Genomic DNA, 17,339 nt, shown 5'->3' with positions numbered 1-17,339 from the left:
CGACGTGCGACCCGGTCGACGTGCGACCCGGCCGCCGTCGCGCGCCGACGGGCTACGGGCCCCGTACGGCGGCCCGGGCGTCGCCCGCCCGGGCCGCGCCACGGACCGCCTACACCGGCCCCGCCACCGCCTCCACCGCCTTCGCCAGCGGCGTGCCCGATCCGTCGCGGCGCGGGTCCGGCTCCGGGAGGTCGACCGGGGTGCCGTTCGCGCCCGCGGCCAGTGCCGGGGCCGGGCCCGCCCAGGCCAGGACCAGGCAGTCCTCGCCCTTCAGGAACCGCTGGCAGCGCACGCCGCCCGTCGCCCGGCCCTTGCGCGGGTACTGGTCGAACGGTGTCAGCTTCGCCGTCGTCTCCGAGGCGCCCAGCAGCGTGCCCGCCGCGCCCGCGACCGTGAGCACCACGGCGTCCGCCGCCGGGTCGACGGCCGTGAAAGAGATCACCTTCGCACCGGCGGTCAGCTTGATGCCCGCCATGCCGCCCGCCGGGCGGCCCTGCGGCCGCACCTGCCCCGCCGGATAGCGCAGCAACTGGGCGTCGTCGGTGACGAAGACGAGGTCCTCCTCACCGGTGCGCAGCTCGACCGCACCGACGACGCGGTCGCCGTCCTTGAGGGAGATGACCTCCAACTCGTCCTTGTTCGCCGGATAGTCGGGGACCACGCGCTTGACGACGCCCTGCTCCGTGCCGATCGCGAGGCCCGGCGAGGACTCGTCCAGGGTGGTGAGACAGACCACGCGCTCACCGTCGTCCAGCGACAGGAACTCCGTCACCTGGGCGCCGCCCGAGAGGTTCGGCGCGGCCGCCGTCTCCGGCAGCTGCGGGAGGTCGATCACCCGCAGCCGCAGCAGCCGCCCGGCCGAGGTCACCACGCCCGCCTCGCCCAGCGCCGTCGCCGGCACCGCCGAGGCGATCACGTCGTGCTTGACGCGCTTGGCCTCCCCGGAGCCGGGCGGGAAGGGCTCGCCCGAGGCCGTACGGGCCAGCAGGCCGGTGGAGGAGAGCAGCACCCGGCACGGGTCGTCCGCGACCTGGAGCGGCACGGCCGACGCCGGGGCGCCCGCCGACTCCAGCAGCACCGTGCGCCGGTCGGTGGAGAACTTCTTCGCCACGTCCGCCAGTTCCCCGGAGACCAGCTTGCGGAGCTCGGCGTCGGACTCCAGGATCCGGGTCAGCTCCTCGATCTCGCCCGTCAGGCGGTCGCGCTCCGACTCCAGCTCGACCCGGTCGAACTTCGTCAGACGGCGCAGCGGGGTGTCGAGGATGTACTGCGTCTGGATCTCGGAGAGGGAGAACCGCGCGATCAGGGCCTCCTTGGCCTGCGCGGCGTTATCGCTCGATCGAATGATTCTGATGACCTCGTCGATGTCGATGAGGGCCACCAGCAGACCCTCGACGAGGTGCAGCCGGTCGCGCCGCTTGCCGCGCCGGAACTCGCTCCGCCGGCGGACCACCTCGAAGCGGTGGTCGACATAGACCTCCAGCAGCTCCTTGAGGCCCAGGGTCAGCGGCTGGCCGTCGACCAGGGCGACGTTGTTGATGCCGAAGGACTCCTCCATCGGCGTCAGCTTGTAGAGCTGCTCCAGGACGGCCTCGGGGTTGAAGCCGTTCTTGATCTCGATGACCAGGCGCAGGCCGTGCGAGCGGTCCGTGAGGTCCTTGACGTCGGCGATGCCCTGGAGCTTCTTCGAGCCGACCAGGTCCTTGATCTTGGAGATGACCTTCTCGGGGCCGACCGTGAAGGGCAGCTCCGTCACGACCAGGCCCTTGCGACGGGCCGTCACGTTCTCCACGGCGACCGTGGCGCGGATCTTGAAGGTGCCGCGGCCGGTCTCGTAGGCGTCGCGGACGCCGCCGAGGCCCACGATCCGGCCGCCCGTGGGCAGGTCCGGGCCGGGGATGAACCGCATCAGCGTGTCGAGGTCGGCGCCCGGGTGCTTGATGAGGTGCCGGGCGGCGGCGATGACCTCGCCGAGGTTGTGCGGCGGCATGTTCGTCGCCATGCCGACCGCGATCCCGGACGAGCCGTTGACCAGCAGGTTCGGATAGGCGGCGGGGAGGGCTACGGGCTCCTGCTCGCTGCCGTCGTAGTTGGGCGCGAAGTCGACGGTGTCCTCGTCGATCGACTCCGTCATCAGCGAGGTGGCCGAGGCCATCCGGGCCTCGGTGTAGCGCATGGCCGCGGGCGGGTCGTCATTGCCCAGCGAGCCGAAGTTGCCGTGGCCGTCGACCAGCGGCACCCGCATCGAGAACGGCTGGGCCATGCGGACCAGAGCGTCGTAGATGGAGGCGTCGCCGTGCGGGTGCAGCTTGCCCATCACCTCGCCGACGACCCTGGCGCACTTCACGTACGAACGGTCGGGGCGCAGGCCCATCTCGTTCATCTGGAAGAGGATGCGGCGGTGAACGGGCTTCAGGCCGTCCCGGGCGTCCGGCAGGGCCCGGGAGTAGATGACCGAATAGGCGTACTCGAGGAAGGAACCCTGCATCTCGTCGACGACGTCGATGTCGAGGATGCGCTCCTCGAAGTTCTCCGGCGGCGGGGTCTTCGTGCTGCGGCGGGCCATCGCGGCTGCGGCTCCTTCGATCGATTGCCGAGGCAGGGTTCTGACGCCGACCATTGTGGCCCGCCCCACCGACATCGCCGACCGCGACCCGTCCGTAAGGGCGGACCGCCCCGGGAACTTCGCCAGATGTCGGCGCGCTTGCATACAGTGACAGGACTGTTCATCACGCGAGTCATCGCGGACCATCGCGAGATTTCAAGCGATCGAAGGGACGTACATGCCCATGGGTCACACGGCCACGCAACAGGCCGGTTCCGGCGGCCTGACAGCGACCGAGCACCGGCTGGCCAACGGCCTGCGGGTGGTGCTCTCAGAAGACCATCTGACCCCGGTCGCCGCCGTCTGCCTCTGGTACGACGTCGGCTCGCGCCATGAGGTCAAGGGCCGCACCGGGCTGGCCCACCTCTTCGAGCACCTTATGTTCCAGGGCTCCGCCCAGGTCAAGGGGAACGGCCATTTCGAGCTGGTGCAGGGCGCCGGCGGCTCGCTCAACGGCACCACCAGCTTCGAGCGCACCAACTACTTCGAGACCATGCCCGCCCACCAGCTGGAGCTCGCCCTCTGGCTGGAGGCCGACCGCATGGGCTCGCTGCTGACGGCTCTCGACGAGGAGTCGATGGAGAACCAGCGGGACGTCGTCAAGAACGAGCGCCGCCAGCGGTACGACAACGTGCCCTACGGCACGGCCTTCGAGAAGCTGACGGCCATGGCCTACCCCGACGGCCACCCGTACCACCACACCCCGATCGGCTCCATGGCCGACCTGGACGCCGCCTCCCTGGAGGACGCCCGCGCCTTCTTCCGGACGTACTACGCGCCGGGCAACGCCGTGCTGTCGGTCGTGGGCGACATCGACCCCGAGCGGACGCTCGCCTGGATCGAGAAGTACTTCGGCTCCATCCCGGCGCACGACGGCAAGCAGCCCCCGCGCGACGGCACCCTGCCCGACGTGATGGGCGAGGAGCTGCGCGAGGTCGTGCGCGAGGAGGTGCCCTCGCGCGCCCTGATGGCCGCCTACCGGCTGCCGCACGACGGCACCCGCGAGGCCGACGCCGCCGACCTGGCCCTGACCGTCCTCGGCGGCGGCGAGTCCTCCCGGCTGCACAACCGCCTCGTCCGCCACGACCGCAGCGCCGTCGCCGCCGGCTTCGGACTGCTCCGGCTCGTGGGCGCGCCCTCGCTCGGCTGGCTGGACGTCAAGGCGTCGGGCGGCGTGGAGGTCCCGGACATCGAGGCCGCCGTCGACGACGAGCTGGCCCGCTTCGCCGCCGAGGGCCCGACCCCGGAGGAGATGGAGCGCGCCCAGGCCCAGCTGGAGCGCGAGTGGCTGGACCGGCTCGCCACCGTCAGCGGCCGCGCCGACGAACTGTGCCGCTTCGCCGTGCTCTTCGGCGACCCGCAGCTCGCCCTGACCGCCGTGGAGCGCGTGCTGGACATCACTCCGGAGGAGGTGCGGGCGGTCGCCGAGGCCAGGCTGCACCCCGACAACCGCGCGGCGCTGGTGTACGAACCGACCGCCCCCGAGGCCGCCGAGGCCGATGTGACCGCCGAAGACGCTGAAGAGACGGAGACGGCCCAGTGAGCGACGCCGCGGCCACCATGACCTTCCACCCGCAGCCCCAGCCCGGCCCGGCCACGCCGTGGGCCTTCCCGGCCCCCGAGCGCGGTCAGCTGCCCAACGGCCTCACGGTGCTGCGCTGCCACCGCCCCGGCCAGCAGGTCGTCGCCGTCGAGATCAACCTCGACGCGCCCCTGGAGGCCGAGCCGGCCGGCCTCGACGGCGTGTCCACCATCATGGCGCGTGCCCTCTCCGAGGGCACCGACAAGCTGACGGCCGAGGAGTTCGCCGCCGAGCTGGAGCGGTGCGGCGCCACCCTCGACGCGCACGCCGACCACCCGGGCGTCCGGATCTCCCTGGAGGTCCCGGCCTCCCGGCTGGTGAAGGCGCTCGGCCTGCTCGCCGACGCGCTGCGCGCCCCCGCCTTCCCCGACGGCGAGGTCGAGCGGCTCGTCCGCAACCGCCTGGACGAGATCCCGCACGAGCTGGCCAACCCCGCCCGCCGGGCGGCCATGGCCCTCTCGGCGCAGCTCTTCCCGGCCGACTCGCGGATGTCCCGCCCCCGTCAGGGCACCGAGGAGAGCGTCGAGCGCATCGACGCGGCCGCCGTCCGGGCCTTCTACGAGGCGCACGTCCGTCCCGTCACCACGACGGCCGTGGTCGTCGGCGACTTCACCGGCGTCGACCTGGACGCCGCGCTCGCCGACACCCTCGGCGCCTGGACGGGCTCCCCGGCCGCCCCCCGGCAGGCCCCGCCCATCACGGCGGACGACAAGGGCCGCGTGGTCATCGTGGACCGGCCCGGTGCCGTCCAGACCCAGCTGCTCATCGGCCGGATCGGCGCCGACCGGCACGACCGCGTCTGGCCCGCCCAGGTGCTCGGCACCTACTGCCTCGGCGGCACCCTCACCTCCCGCCTGGACCGCGTCCTGCGCGAGGAGAAGGGCTACACCTACGGCGTCCGGGCGTTCGGCCAGGTGCTGCGCTCCACGCCGGACGGCACGGGCGCGGCCATGCTCGCCATCAGCGGTTCGGTGGACACCGCGTCCACCGGCCCGGCTCTCGACGACCTGTGGACCGTGCTGCGCACCCTCGCGGCCGAGGGCCTGACGGACGCCGAGCGCGACGTGGCGGTGCAGAACCTCGTCGGCGTCGCGCCGTTGAAGTACGAGACGGCGGCGGCCGTCGCGGGCACGCTGGCCGACCAGGTCGAGCAGCACCTCCCGGACGACTTCCAGGCGCATCTCTACGAACGCCTCGCGGCGACCGGCACGGTGGAGGCCACGGCGGCCGCGGTCAGCGCGTTCCCGGTCGACCGGCTGGTGACGATCCTGGTGGGTGACGCCGCGCAGATCGAGGAGCCCGTGAAGGCGCTGGGCATCGGCGAGGTGACGGTCGTCACCGGCTGACGCTTTATCAGGGTGCGGGGAGGCGCGTGGGGTCGGCGAGACCCACGCGCCTCCCTTATGTCCGATTTAGTGGAGTGGTTGCACGTCTGGTGTGTGGCGTACGCCACAAAACATGAGTTCTGTTTGCCGTTCGAATCGGGCGCCGTTTAGCGTCAGGGCGGTTGTCCGTCAGATGTGAGTCGCATCCGCGGCCCCGGGCAACCATCGCCGAGTCCCCGTACGGCGCGAGCCAGGGGAGCCGGGGACCCACATGTCCCCTGGGGTGAATCGGTTCCCTTTCCGGAGGGCGCCGTAGGAGACCTTCCTGCTCCGAACCCGTCAGCTAACCCGGTAGGCGAGAGGGAAGGAAAGGAATAGCCGCACCTATGGCGTTCACTCGTGCCACCGGGAAGCACCGTCGTCCGAGCCGCGCCGTGCGCACCGGCGCGAACATCGCGGGCATAGCCACCCTGACGGCCACCGGCGTCGTCGCCGGCTTCGCCGCCCCCGCGCTCGCCGCCACCGACGACGCCCCGCGCACCGAGGACACCGGCCTCACCCAGGCCATCGTCATCGGTGAGGACACCGCCAACCGCGTGGGCGAGCAGGCCGAGGTCCAGCGCAGCTCCGCCGACGAGGCCAGCGCCCGGCTGCACGCCGAGGCCGAGGCCCGCCAGCAGGCCGCCGCGACCAAGAAGGTCGCGGACGAGGCCGCCCGCAAGGCCGAGGCCGAGCGCAAGGAGCGGGAGCGCGTCGCCCGCGAGGAAGAGCGCAAGAAGCTCAACGCCTACGTGTCGCCGATCGACGGCTCGTACGTCTCGACCTCCTACAAGGCGTCCAGCGGCCTCTGGTCGTCCGGCAGCCACACCGGTGTCGACTTCCACGCCGAATCCGGCACGTCTGTCCACGCCGTCGGCGCGGGCACCGTCGTCGAGGCCGGCTGGGGCGGCGCCTACGGCAACAACGTCGTCATCAAGCACAACGACGGCACCTACACCCAGTACGGCCACCTGTCGTCCATCGGCGTCAGCGCCGGCCAGACGGTGACCCCGGGTCAGGAGATCGGCATCTCCGGCGCCACCGGCAACGTCACCGGCCCGCACCTGCACTTCGAGGCCCGCACCGGCCCCTCCTACGGCTCCGACATCGACCCGGTGGAGTACCTGCGCTCGCACGGCGTCGGCATCTGACCCTCGCGCGCACCGCGTCGTTCCACGAAGGCCCCGGCCCCCGGCCGGGGCCTTCGTGTTGGCCAAAACATATCGATGAAATCTTCGGTGCCATCGGAAATCGCGGGCCGCTGCAATAGAGTCATTGACCAGGCGTCAATCGGCCGCGTTTCGCGGGGGTCAATGCGGAGGTTCACCCATGCGGGGCCGTACGTGAACGGCGATGGTAAAGCGGCACCGAACGGCGGCCGCATTTCGGCGCACGCGGTCTGCACGGCGATCCGCGACGACATCGTCACGGGCGTCTTCCCACCCGGCGGCCGGCTCACCGAGGAGGTCCTCGCCCGCCGGTACGGCGTCTCCCGGGTGCCCGTCCGCGAGGCACTGCGCACCCTCGCCTCCGAAGGGTTCGTGACCACCCGCCGGCACGCGGGCGCCTGTGTCGCCGAGCCCACCGAGCAGGAGGCGGCCGACCTCATCGAGGTCCGCGCGCTGCTGGAGCCGCTGGGCGCCGCACGCGCCGCCCAGCGCCGCACGGAGGCGCACCTGAAGGTGCTGCGCGGGCTGGTCAGGCTCGGCCAGGAGCGCGCCCGCGGCGGCCGTGCGGGCGAGCTGCGCCCGCTGGACGACTGGTTCGACGAGACGCTCGCCCAGGCGTCCGGCAGCCCCAGCCTGGCCGCCCTGCTCACCCAGCTCCGGCTCAAGATCTCCTGGGTGTACGTGCCGGAGCCGCCGGCCCGGCCGGTGGAGGCGTGGGGCACCTGCGCGGCCCTGGTCGACGCCGTCGCGCGCGGGGACGCCGACCGGGCGCGGACGCTCGCCGAGGCCCGCGCCGAGCGGGCCCCCGGCGCCTACCGGCTGCGGGCCGCCGCCGGGCCGCGGCGCCCCCGGGACCCGGAGCGGACCCCGGACCGCGACCCGGGCCGTACGGACGGGCGGCACGGAAAACAATCCCCGAAACAATCCGTGCACACGGCGAGCGCACGTTCTTAACAATTGGCTGCTATTCCCGCCCGGCGGGAACGCCGGAATTCCCCGGCGGCACGCACCGGGAAACCGGTCCGGGAACGACAACGGGGCCGCGGTGGCCTCTCCCGGCCACCGCGGCCCCGCCGCGCGCGATTCCCGTGAATCAGACGGTCTCCGGGAGCTCCTCGAGGCCCTCGGCGACCAGCTTCGCCAGACGGTCCAGGGCGGCCTCGGCACCCTCGGCGTCGGACGCGAGCACGATCTCCTCGCCACCCTGGGCGCCCAGGCCCAGCACGGCCAGCATGGAGGCGGCGTTGACGGGGTTGCCGTCGGCCTTGGCGATCGTCATCGGGACGCCGGCGGCGGTCGCCGCACGAACGAAGATCGACGCCGGACGGGCGTGCAGGCCCTCGGCCCAGCCGACGTTGACGCGGCGCTCAGCCATGGTGTTGCCCTTCAAGTCGTAAGGAGTTGTCTAGACCAGTGTTGCACAGGGGTGACGGTGCTCCCGTGCACCCCGGTCGGCCCTGGGCGGCTTGTCGGTGCCCGGCCTTACGCTGGCCCCATGCAGACGCCGTCCGAGCAGGTGTATCCGGCCCACTGGGAAGCCGACGTGGTGCTGCGCGACGGCGGTACCGCGCACCTCCGCCCCATCACGGCCGACGACGCCGGGCGGCTGGTCAGCTTCTACGAACAGGTCTCGGACGAGTCGAAGTACTACCGTTTCTTCGCCCCCTACCCCCGCCTCTCCGACCGGGACGTGCACCGCTTCACCCATCACGACTACGTCGACCGGGTCGGCCTCGCCGCCACCGTCGGCGGCGAATTCATCGCCACCGTCCGCTACGACCGCATCGACGCCCGCGGCCAGTCCTCCTCCGGCCCGGCCGACGAGGCGGAGGTCGCCTTCCTCGTCCAGGACGCCCACCAGGGCCGCGGCGTCGCCTCCGCCCTCCTGGAGCACATCGCGGCCGTCGCCCGCGAGCGCTCCATCCGGCGCTTCGCCGCCGAGGTGCTGCCCGCCAACACCAAGATGATCAAGGTGTTCACGGACGCCGGCTACACCCAGAAGCGCAGCTTCGAGGACGGCGTCGTCCGCCTGGAGCTGGACCTGGAGCCCACCGACCGCTCCCTCGCCGTGCAGCGCGCCCGCGAGCAGCGCGCCGAGGCCCGCTCCGTCCACCGCCTGATCGCCCCCGGCTCCGTCGCCGTCGTCGGCACCGGCCGCGAGCCCGGCGGGATGGGCCGCGCCGTGCTGCGCAATCTGCGCGAGGGCGGATTCACCGGGAGTCTGTACGCGGTCAACCGCGCCTTCCCCGAGGGCGCCTCCGTCCTGGAGCCCGAGGGCGTGCCGGCCCACCGCTCGGTCCTCGGCATCCCCGGCCCGGTCGACCTCGTCGTCGTCGCCGTCCCCGCCGAGCAGGTCCCCTCCGTCGTCGCCGAGTGCGGCGAGCACGGCGTCCAGGGGCTCGTCGTCCTCTCCGCCGACTACGCCGAGAGCGGCGCCGACGGCCGCGACCGCCAGCGCGAGCTGGTCCGCCAGGCCCGCTCGTACGGCATGCGCCTCATCGGCCCCAACGCCTTCGGCCTGATCAACACCGCCCCCGGCGTCCGGCTCAACGCCTCGCTCTCGCCCGAGCTGCCCGCCGCCGGCCGGCTCGGCCTCTTCAGCCAGTCCGGCGCCATCGGCATCGCCCTGCTCTCCGGGCTGCACCGGCGCGCCGCCGGCCTGGTCGGCGTCTCCAGCTTCGTCTCCGCCGGGAACCGCGCCGACGTCTCCGGCAACGACTTCCTCCAGTACTGGCACGACGACCCGGACACCGACGTCGTCGTCATGTACCTGGAGTCCATCGGCAACCCCCGCAAGTTCGCCCGGCTCGCCCGGCGCACCGCGGCCCGTAAGCCGGTCGTCGTCGTCAAGGGCGCCCGGCACGGCGGCGCCGCCCCCACCGGCCACGCCGTCCCCTCCACCCGCATCCCCGACGCCACCGTCTCCGACCTGCTGCGGCAGGCCGGCGTCATCCGCGTCGACACCGTCACCGAGCTGGCCGACACCGGGCTGCTGCTCGCCTCCCAGCCGCTGCCGGCCGGCCCCCGCGTCGCCATCCTCGGCAATTCCGAGTCCCTGGCCCTCCTCACCTACGACGCCTGTCTGACCGACGGCCTGCGCCCCCAGCCGCCGTACGACCTGTCGACCGCCGCCGAGCCGGAGGACTTCCGCGCCGCCCTCGCCCTGGCCCTGGCGGACGACGAGTGCGACGCCGTCGTCGTCACCGCCATCCCCTGGGTCGGCGAGGCGTCCGCGGCCGACCTCGCCACGGCGCTGCGCACCGCGGTGGCCGCCTCCCCGGCGGCGAAGCCGGTGACGGTGGTCCACCTGGAGATCCCGGGCCTCGCCGAGGCCCTCGCGGCACCGGCCCCCGGCCCCACCGGCGAAGCCGAAGCCGATGACGACGAACGCGGCGAGGACCGCGGGCACCCGGCCCCCGCCGTCCGGATCCCCGCCTTCCCCGCCGCCGAGCGCGCCGTGCGCGCCCTGGCCGAGGCCGTGCGGTACGCGCGCTGGCGCCGGCTGGCCGCTGAGCCGGGCAAGGTGCCCGAATACGACGACATCGACGAGGCGGGCGCCGCCGCCGACATCGACGTCCTGCTCGCCGCCCACGGCGCCCTGCCCGGCGGCCCGCTCCCGGAGCCCGCGGACCCCCGCGCCGTCACCCTCTCCGCCGCCGACACCCAGCGGCTGCTCGCCCGGTACGGCATCGCCGTGCTGCCGGCGCTGCCCGCGCCCGACCCCGACACCGCCGTCCGGGCCGCCCGGCGGCTCGGCTTCCCCGTCGCCCTCAAGCCCACCGCCCCGCACCTGCGCCACCGCGCCGACCTCGGCGGCGTCCGGCTCGACCTGGGCGGCGAGACGGAACTCCGCCGGTCCTACGCCGAATTGACCGAGCTCCTCGGCAAGCCGGAGGAGACCCGCTTCGTCGTCCAGTCGATGGCCCCGCGCGGCGTCGACACCGTCGTCCGCGCCGTCATCGACCCCGCCGCCGGCGCCGTCCTCTCCTTCGGTCTCGCCGGGGCGCCCTCCCTGCTGCTCGGCGACACCGCGCACCGCCTCGTGCCCGTCACCGACCGGGACGCCGCGGAGCAGATCCGCTCGATCCGCACCGCCCCGCTCCTCTTCGGCTGGCGCGGCAGCACCCCCGTCGACACCCGGGCCCTGGAGGAGCTGCTGCTCCGCGTCTCCCGCCTGGTCGACGACCACCCCGAGGTCGTCGGCGCCGACCTGGAGCCGGTGATCGTCGCACCCCGGGGCGTCCATGTGCTCGGCGCCGTGATCCGCCTCGCCCCGCCCCCGGCCCGCACCGACCTGGGCCCGCGCAGCCTCCCGGCCTACTGACGGCCCGCCGCCACCGGCCCCGTGCGACCCCCGGGGCTCCGCCGTCCGTCCGTGCGGGCACGCACGGGCAGACCCCGTACGCCCCGTAGGATGGGCGTATGGCGAAGACCGGTACGACGACCCAAGGGCTGCGCGCGGCGATCGAGCGCAGCGGCTACTACCCGGCCCTCGTGGCCGAGGCGGTGGAGGCCGCCGTGGGCGGGGAGCCGGTCGTGTCGTACCTCGTGCACCAGGAGACGACGTTCGACTCCAACGAGGTGCGCCGCCATGTGACGGTCCTCGTCCTCACGGGCAACCGTTTCATCGTCAGCCACACCGACGAGCAGGCGGCCGACGGCACCTCCCCGTCCCCGTACGCCACCACCTCCACCGAGTCCGTGAAGCTCGACCGGATCTCCTCGGTGGTGCTCAGCCGCGTCGTCGCCAACCCCGAGGCGTACACCCCGGGCACCCTGCCCCGCGAGGTCGTCCTCACCATCGGCTGGGGCGCGGTCTCCCGGATCGACCTGGAGCCCGCCGCCTGCGGCGACCCCAACTGCGACGCCGACCACGGCTACACCGGCTCCGCCACCGCGGACGACCTGAGCCTGCGGGTCAGCGAGGCGGGCGACGGCCCGGACACCGTCCGGCAGGCCCTCGCCTTCGCCCAGGCGCTCTCCGAGGCGACCGCGGCGACCGGCCGCTGATGTCCTACCCGCTGACCTCGGGCGGCCCGTCCTCCTGGTCCGACCCGGCCCCGCTCGACCCCCGCTCCGCCCCCCTCCCGCGCTACGGCACCGGCTCGCTGGCCGACCTGCTGCCCGCCGTCGCCTCCGGCATGGGCGTCCCCGGCCTCTCCACCGGCCTGGAGCTGGCCCCCGCCGACCGGGTCTGCGTCTTCCTGGTCGACGGCATGGGCTGGGAGCAGCTGCGCGCCCACCCCGCCGAGGCGCCGTTCCTGCACTCGCTGATGGCCGGTTCCCTGAACGGCACCGGCGAACCGATGACCGCGGGCTTCCCGTCCACCACCGCGACCTCGCTGGCCTCCGTCGGCACCGGCCTGCCGCCGGGCGCCCACGGCCTGCCCGGCTACACCGTCGCCGACCCGGCGACCGGCGCGCTGATGAACCAGCTGCGCTGGCGCCCGTGGACCGACCCGCACGTCTGGCAGCCCTACCCCACGGTCTTCCAGCTCGCGGACGCCGCGGGCGTGCACACCTGCCAGGTCTCCGCGCCCGACTTCCAGCACACCCCGCTGACGAAGATCGCGCTCAGCGGCGGCACCTTCCACGGCCGGCTCTCCGGCGAGGACCGCATGGACCTCGCCGCCGACCGGCTCGGCGCCGCCGACCGCTCGCTCGTCTACACCTACTACAGCGACCTCGACGGCAAGGGGCACCGCTTCGGCGTCGACTCCGACGACTGGCGCGGTCAGCTGATGTACGTCGACCGGCTGGCCCAGCGCCTCGCCGAACAGCTGCCGCCCCGCTCGGTGCTCTACGTCACCGCCGACCACGGCATGATCGACATCCCGTTCGACCCCGAGTCGCGCATCGACTTCGACGAGGACTGGGAGCTGCGGGCCGGCGTCGCCCTCCTCGGCGGCGAGGCCCGCGCCCGCCACGTCTACGCCGTGCCCGGCGCGGCCGGCGACGTCCTGGCCGTCTGGCGCGAGGTGCTCGGCGAGCAGATGTGGGTCGCCGGGCGCGACGAGGCCATCGAGGCGGGCTGGTTCGGCCGGCCCGGCGACGGCGTGGACGACCGGGTGTACGGCCGGATCGGCGACGTGGTCGCCGCGGCCCGCGACGACATCGCGATCGTCGCCACCGAGACCGAGCCCAACGAGTCCCGGATGGTCGGCCTGCACGGCTCCATGACCCCCGTGGAGCAACTGGTGCCGCTCCTCGAAGTCCGGTCCTGAGCCACCCACGCCTCTACCGCCCCACCCGCCCCCCACCCGACGACGTATGAAAGGCATTGGCTTCCCCATGCCCGAGCTGGTGTTCTTCTCCGGAACCATGGACTGCGGAAAGAGCACCCTCGCTCTGCAGATCGAACACAACCGTTCCGCCCGCGGCCTGCAAGGGATGATCTACACCCGCAACGACCGCGCGGGCGAGGGGAAGCTCTCCTCCCGGCTCGGCCTGGTCACCGACTCCGTCGAGGCGGGCGAGGGGTTCGACTTCTACGCGCACATCGTCGCCCATGTCTCCGCCGGCGGCCGTGCCGACTACGTCATCGCCGACGAGGCGCAGTTCCTCACCGCGGAGCAGATCGACCAGCTGGCCCGCATCGTCGACGACCTCGAGCTCGACGTCTTCGCCTTCGGCATCACCACCGACTTCCGCACCAGGCTCTTTCCCGGCTCCCAGCGCCTGGTCGAGCTGGCCGACCGGATAGAGGTGCTCCAGGTCGAGGCGCTCTGCTGGTGCGGCGCGCGGGCCACCCACAACGCCCGCACGGTCGGCGGACAGATGGTCGTCGAGGGCGCGCAGGTCGTCGTCGGCGACGTCAACCAGCCGGAGACCGTGGTGGGTTACGAGGTGCTGTGCCGCCGTCACCACCGGCGCCGGCTGACCGCGGCGGCGGCTCGCGCCGCGGCCCTGTCGCCCGACGTGCTGCCCGTGGACCCCGTCAGCGAGCCGACCGCCTGAGCGTGAACACGGCCCCCTCCGGGTCCGCGACGGTGGTCTCGTCGCCGCCCGGCCCCTGCCGCGGGGGCAGCAGCACCCGGCCGCCCAGCCCGGTCACCCGCGCCGCGGCGGCCTCGGCGTCTGCCACCTCGAAGTACGTCATCCAGTGCGGGCCCCGCTCCCGGGGCAGCTCGGCCCCGACGCCGCGCATCCCGGCGACCGGCCGGCCGTCCAGGTGCAGCGTGAGGTGGTCGGTGTCCGGCGTCTCCGCCCGCTTGGTCTGATAGCCGAACAGCGCCTGGTAGAACTTGACGACCGTGGCCGTCCGCCGGGTCACCAGCTCGTGCCAGACCGGGGTGCCCGGCACCCCGCTCAGCTGGGCCCCGGGCATCCGCTGCCCCTGCCACACGCCGAACGGCGCCCCGGCCGGATCGGAGGCGATCACCAGCCGCCCCGCGTCCTCCGCGGCCAGCGGCCCCACCCCGACCGTGCCGCCGCAGCAGCGGATCCACTCCGCCGCCTCGTCGGCGTCGTCACTGGCGAGATATGTGGTCCAGACGGTCGGTAGCCGGCGGCCGGGCGTCAGCTCACCGAGCCCCGCGACGTCCCGGCCGTCGAGGGTGGCACGCACGTACGGGCCCAGCTGGCGGGGGCCCGGGCTGTAGTAGGCCCAGCCGAACAGGCCGCTGTAGAAGTCCTTGATCGATTCCAGGTCGTGCGCCAGCAGGCTCGTCCAGCACGGGGTGCCGGGGGTGTGCCGAGCCTCCCCGGTATCGCTCTGGGGAGACCCCCAAACCTCGGTCATCGTCATTCTCTCCTCGGACCATCGGGGTGGCCGCGCGTCCCGCACCGGCACGCGGCGCGCGGGTGGTACGGGACGGGGCACGTGGAGATGTTTGCACCACCGGCCGTGGCGCGCCCCCCGGCCGCGCCGGGTTTCACGGGTTCCCGCAGGAGAATGCCCGGATTCGCCTTTCGGTCCCGCTCCGATGTCATGGCGGTCCAGTATCGATCGACTGTGTGCGGTCTGGCCAGAGGACCGTTCGGCCCAATGCCCGGTACGCCAGGATGGGGTCATGACCCCACTCATCACCGCAGTCGAACTCATGAACGCGGCGGCCGGCGAGCGGCCGCCGACCCTGCTGGACGTCCGCTGGCAGCTCGGCGGCCCGCCCGGCCGGCCGGCGTACGAGGCCGGGCACGTGCCGGGCGCGGTCTATGTGGACCTCGACACCGAGCTCGCCGGTCCGGCGGGGGAGGGCGGCGGCCGGCACCCGCTGCCGGACCCCGGGGAGTTCGGGGCCGCCATGCGGCGGGCCGGGGTCCGCCGGGACCGCACGGTCGTCGTGTACGACGGCGGGCAGGGCTGGGCCGCCGCCCGCGCCTGGTGGCTGCTGCGCTGGGCCGGGCACGGGGACGTACGGGTCCTCGACGGCGGGCTGGCGGAGTGGACCGCGCGCGGCGGGGCGCTGACCACGGAGGTGCCTGCCGTGGCGGAGGGCGACTTCACCCCGGAGCCCGGGGCGCTGCCGCTGCTCGACGCGGACGGCGCGGCGGCGCTGGCCCGGCGGGGGCTGCTGCTGGACGCGCGGGCCGGGGAGCGGTACCGCGGCGAGGTCGAGCCGATCGACCGGGTCGGCGGGCACATCCCGGGCGCGGTCTCGGCGCCGACCACCGAGAACGTCGGCGAGGACGGACGCTTCCGGCCCGCGAAGGAGCTCGCCGCGCGGTTCGCGGAGCTCGGGGCGGCGGGGGAGCCGGGCCCGGAGGTGGGCGTCTACTGCGGCTCGGGCGTCTCCGGGGCCCATGAGGTGCTGGCCCTGACGGTGGCGGGCACTCCGGCGGCCCTCTACGTGGGCTCCTGGAGCGAGTGGTCGGCGGACACGTCCCGCCCGGTGGCCACGGGGGCCCTGCCGGGCTGAGCGGGGCGGGGCGGGGTCCTGGGGGGCGGGTTGTGGGCCTGGTCCGGGTGGGGCGGGCGGGGTAACTCGGCCGGGACCGGGGTTCCTGGGGTGCGCGGTCAGCCGGTTCGTCCTGTCCGGTCGTGGCGGGCGTGGGCCTGGTCCGGGAGGGGCGGGCAGGGGAGCCCGCCGGGCCCCGGGACGCTGGAGCGCGTGCTCCGCAGGTGCGCCTGTCCGGTCGTGGCGGGCGTGGGCCTGGTCCGGCTGGAGCGGGTAGGTGAGTCCGCCGGGCCCCGGATTCCCGGAGTACGCGGTCCGCCGGTTCATCCGCCCCGCCGTCACGGCGTGGACCCGGTCCGGGAGCTACGGGCCGGGGAGCGGTGGCCGGATCCGGGTGGGCCGGGCGCCTGCCGACAGGGCCCGGCAGCCGTCCGTCACGTCCCGGCCGGGGCGTGACGGATGGTTACTTCTCTTCTCTTCTTCTCGTCATTCCTGTTTTTTCCGGCGTGTGCCGAAGACGATCTCGTCCCAGCTGGGCACCGCCGCCCGGCGGCCCGGCCGGACGCCGTCCGCCTCCGCCTGACGGTCCGTCGTCCCGGTCAGCCGGTCGCGGTGACCGGCCACGGACCGCGGCATCAGCACATCGGCGTACGCCGCGCCCGCGCTGGCCGCGGGGGCCGGCGGTTCGACGGCCTCCGCCTCCTCGCCCGGCTCCTCGGCCGGCACCGGGGCCACCGAGGGCGGCTCGGGCACGACCATGTCACCGCGGAAGCTGGGCACGGCCTCCAGCAGGCTCGTCAGCGAATCCCGCTCCTTGGACGCCTCCGCCGTCGCGGCGCCCGCGTCCTCGTCGGAGCCGGTGGGCGCGCCGGACTGCCTGTCGGCAGTCCGGTCCTGGCTGCGGTCCAGCGGCCTGTCCCGGGGCAGCCGGGCGATGCGCGGCACGAAGGGGAAGCTCGGCTCGGGCGTGTCGTCGGTCTCGCCGATGAGCGCCCGGGCCTCGTCGTCCATCGCCTGGACGATCCGCCTCGGCGGGTCGAAGCTCCAGCTGGCGGCACGCGGCTCACCTGCCGCGCGGTAGACGAGCAGGACCTCCCAGGTGCCGTCGTCGCGCCGCCAGGAGTCCCACTGCGCGCTGTCCTTCTCGGCGCCGCGCAGCACCAGCCGCTCCGCCACGGACTCGCCGAGCGGGGGGCCGGTGTTCTCGCCGGGGCGGCGCACGGGGGTCTTACGGGCGCGCTCGGCCATGAACGCGCGCTCGGCGAGCACCGGGCCCTCGAACCTGCGGACGCGCTCCACGGGGATGCCCGCGAGCTGGGCGACCTCCTCGGCGGAGGCGCCTGCGCGTATACGTGCCTGGATGTCACGGGGGCGGAGATGGCTCTCCACCTCGATCTCGATCTGGCCCAGGCGAGCACGGTCGTTACGTACGGCCGCACGCAACCGTTCGTCGATGGGAAGGGTGTACTCCGTGCTGTCCGCAGCCTTGAGCACCAGCCGTGTGCCGTCGTTGGAGACGGCCACGACACGCAGTTCGGGCATGGGGACCTCCCGGGTGGTGCCTGCCGACGTCACCTGCGTCGCTGCTTCCGCTAGTCGAGTGTGGCCTGCCCGGGTGCAGCCTGCCACAACATTGCCGAGTTGACGGGGCGAGAGCCGCCTGGATCCCTCCCGTTGGGTCCGGGCAGCCGGACGGGACACCGGGCCAGGGCTCGCCACAGTACTCCATTCGGGCCACGGGGGGGTGGATCGGCGCGCCATCGAAGTTCACGCGGGAGAAGG

Annotated in this window: 13 protein-coding genes and 1 riboswitch; of the genes, 9 read left to right on the top strand and 4 right to left on the bottom strand. The window is 73.9% G+C overall.

What is annotated here, in order from left to right:
- Positions 1–109 precede the first annotated feature (109 nt).
- Positions 110–2,566 carry a DNA gyrase/topoisomerase IV subunit A gene (locus AF335_RS16740; protein WP_102919169.1) on the bottom strand — a complete coding sequence of 819 codons (2,457 nt, stop codon included), beginning with the start codon at positions 2,564–2,566 and terminating at the stop codon, positions 110–112.
- Between the two features lie 223 nt (positions 2,567–2,789).
- Here AF335_RS16740 and AF335_RS16735 point away from each other — a divergent pair, with 223 nt between their 5' ends.
- The 4 genes from AF335_RS16735 (at position 2,790) to AF335_RS16720 (ending at position 7,674) form a co-directional block, all read left to right on the top strand.
- Positions 2,790–4,148 (top strand): M16 family metallopeptidase, encoded by a 1,359-nt coding sequence (locus AF335_RS16735; protein WP_102919168.1) that lies wholly within the window; start codon positions 2,790–2,792, stop codon positions 4,146–4,148.
- A gap of 17 nt (positions 4,149–4,165) precedes the next feature.
- Positions 4,166–5,533 (top strand): M16 family metallopeptidase, encoded by a 1,368-nt coding sequence (locus AF335_RS16730; RefSeq protein WP_102919271.1) that lies wholly within the window; start codon positions 4,166–4,168, stop codon positions 5,531–5,533.
- Between the two features lie 195 nt (positions 5,534–5,728).
- Positions 5,729–5,885: riboswitch (cyclic di-AMP (ydaO/yuaA leader) on the top strand.
- 13 nt (positions 5,886–5,898) lie between these two features.
- Positions 5,899–6,702, top strand: a complete 804-nt coding sequence (locus AF335_RS16725; RefSeq protein WP_102919167.1) for a M23 family metallopeptidase — start codon at positions 5,899–5,901, stop codon at positions 6,700–6,702.
- 192 nt (positions 6,703–6,894) lie between these two features.
- Positions 6,895–7,674: a GntR family transcriptional regulator gene (locus AF335_RS16720; RefSeq protein ID WP_244927054.1), complete on the top strand. Its 780-nt coding sequence runs from the start codon at positions 6,895–6,897 to the stop codon at positions 7,672–7,674.
- Positions 7,675–7,813: 139 nt separating this feature from the next.
- Here the strand turns inward: AF335_RS16720 and AF335_RS16715 are convergent, their stop codons facing one another.
- On the bottom strand, positions 7,814–8,095 hold the full coding sequence (locus AF335_RS16715; protein ID WP_046925618.1) for an HPr family phosphocarrier protein: 282 nt from the start codon (positions 8,093–8,095) through the stop codon (positions 7,814–7,816).
- Between the two features lie 120 nt (positions 8,096–8,215).
- Here AF335_RS16715 and AF335_RS16710 point away from each other — a divergent pair, with 120 nt between their 5' ends.
- The 4 genes from AF335_RS16710 (at position 8,216) to AF335_RS16695 (ending at position 13,677) form a co-directional block, all read left to right on the top strand.
- Positions 8,216–11,044: a bifunctional acetate--CoA ligase family protein/GNAT family N-acetyltransferase gene (locus AF335_RS16710; protein WP_102919165.1), complete on the top strand. Its 2,829-nt coding sequence runs from the start codon at positions 8,216–8,218 to the stop codon at positions 11,042–11,044.
- A 98-nt stretch (positions 11,045–11,142) separates the two neighbouring features.
- The gene (locus tag AF335_RS16705; protein ID WP_087925882.1) at positions 11,143–11,730 is read left to right on the top strand and encodes a DUF5998 family protein; all 588 of its coding nucleotides are present in this window, start codon (positions 11,143–11,145) and stop codon (positions 11,728–11,730) included.
- Positions 11,730–12,944, top strand: coding sequence for an alkaline phosphatase family protein (locus AF335_RS16700; protein WP_102919164.1), 1,215 nt, complete (start codon positions 11,730–11,732; stop codon positions 12,942–12,944). The genes AF335_RS16705 and AF335_RS16700 overlap by 1 nt, the downstream gene beginning before the upstream one ends.
- Positions 12,945–13,011: 67 nt before the next feature.
- On the top strand, positions 13,012–13,677 hold the full coding sequence (locus AF335_RS16695; protein ID WP_102919163.1) for a thymidine kinase: 666 nt from the start codon (positions 13,012–13,014) through the stop codon (positions 13,675–13,677).
- On the opposite strand, the gene AF335_RS16690 is transcribed toward AF335_RS16695, so the two are convergent.
- Positions 13,658–14,461 (bottom strand): VOC family protein, encoded by an 804-nt coding sequence (locus AF335_RS16690; RefSeq protein WP_102919270.1) that lies wholly within the window; start codon positions 14,459–14,461, stop codon positions 13,658–13,660. The two genes, AF335_RS16695 and AF335_RS16690, sit on opposite strands and share 20 nt — an antisense overlap.
- Positions 14,462–14,732: 271 nt before the next feature.
- On the opposite strand from AF335_RS16690, the gene AF335_RS16685 reads away from it, so the two are divergent.
- Positions 14,733–15,578 (top strand): sulfurtransferase, encoded by an 846-nt coding sequence (locus AF335_RS16685; RefSeq protein ID WP_102919162.1) that lies wholly within the window; start codon positions 14,733–14,735, stop codon positions 15,576–15,578.
- A 465-nt stretch (positions 15,579–16,043) separates the two neighbouring features.
- On the opposite strand, the gene sepH is transcribed toward AF335_RS16685, so the two are convergent.
- The gene (sepH, locus tag AF335_RS16680; protein WP_102919161.1) at positions 16,044–17,132 is read right to left on the bottom strand and encodes a septation protein SepH; all 1,089 of its coding nucleotides are present in this window, start codon (positions 17,130–17,132) and stop codon (positions 16,044–16,046) included.
- Between the last annotated feature and the right edge of the window lie 207 nt (positions 17,133–17,339).

It is taken from the genome of Streptomyces eurocidicus, assembly GCF_002891295.1.
GTDB classification, from domain to species: domain Bacteria; phylum Actinomycetota; class Actinomycetes; order Streptomycetales; family Streptomycetaceae; genus Streptomyces; species Streptomyces eurocidicus.
The sequence above is the reverse complement of the archived record's forward strand: the minus strand, read 5'-3'. Positions and strand labels throughout refer to the sequence as shown.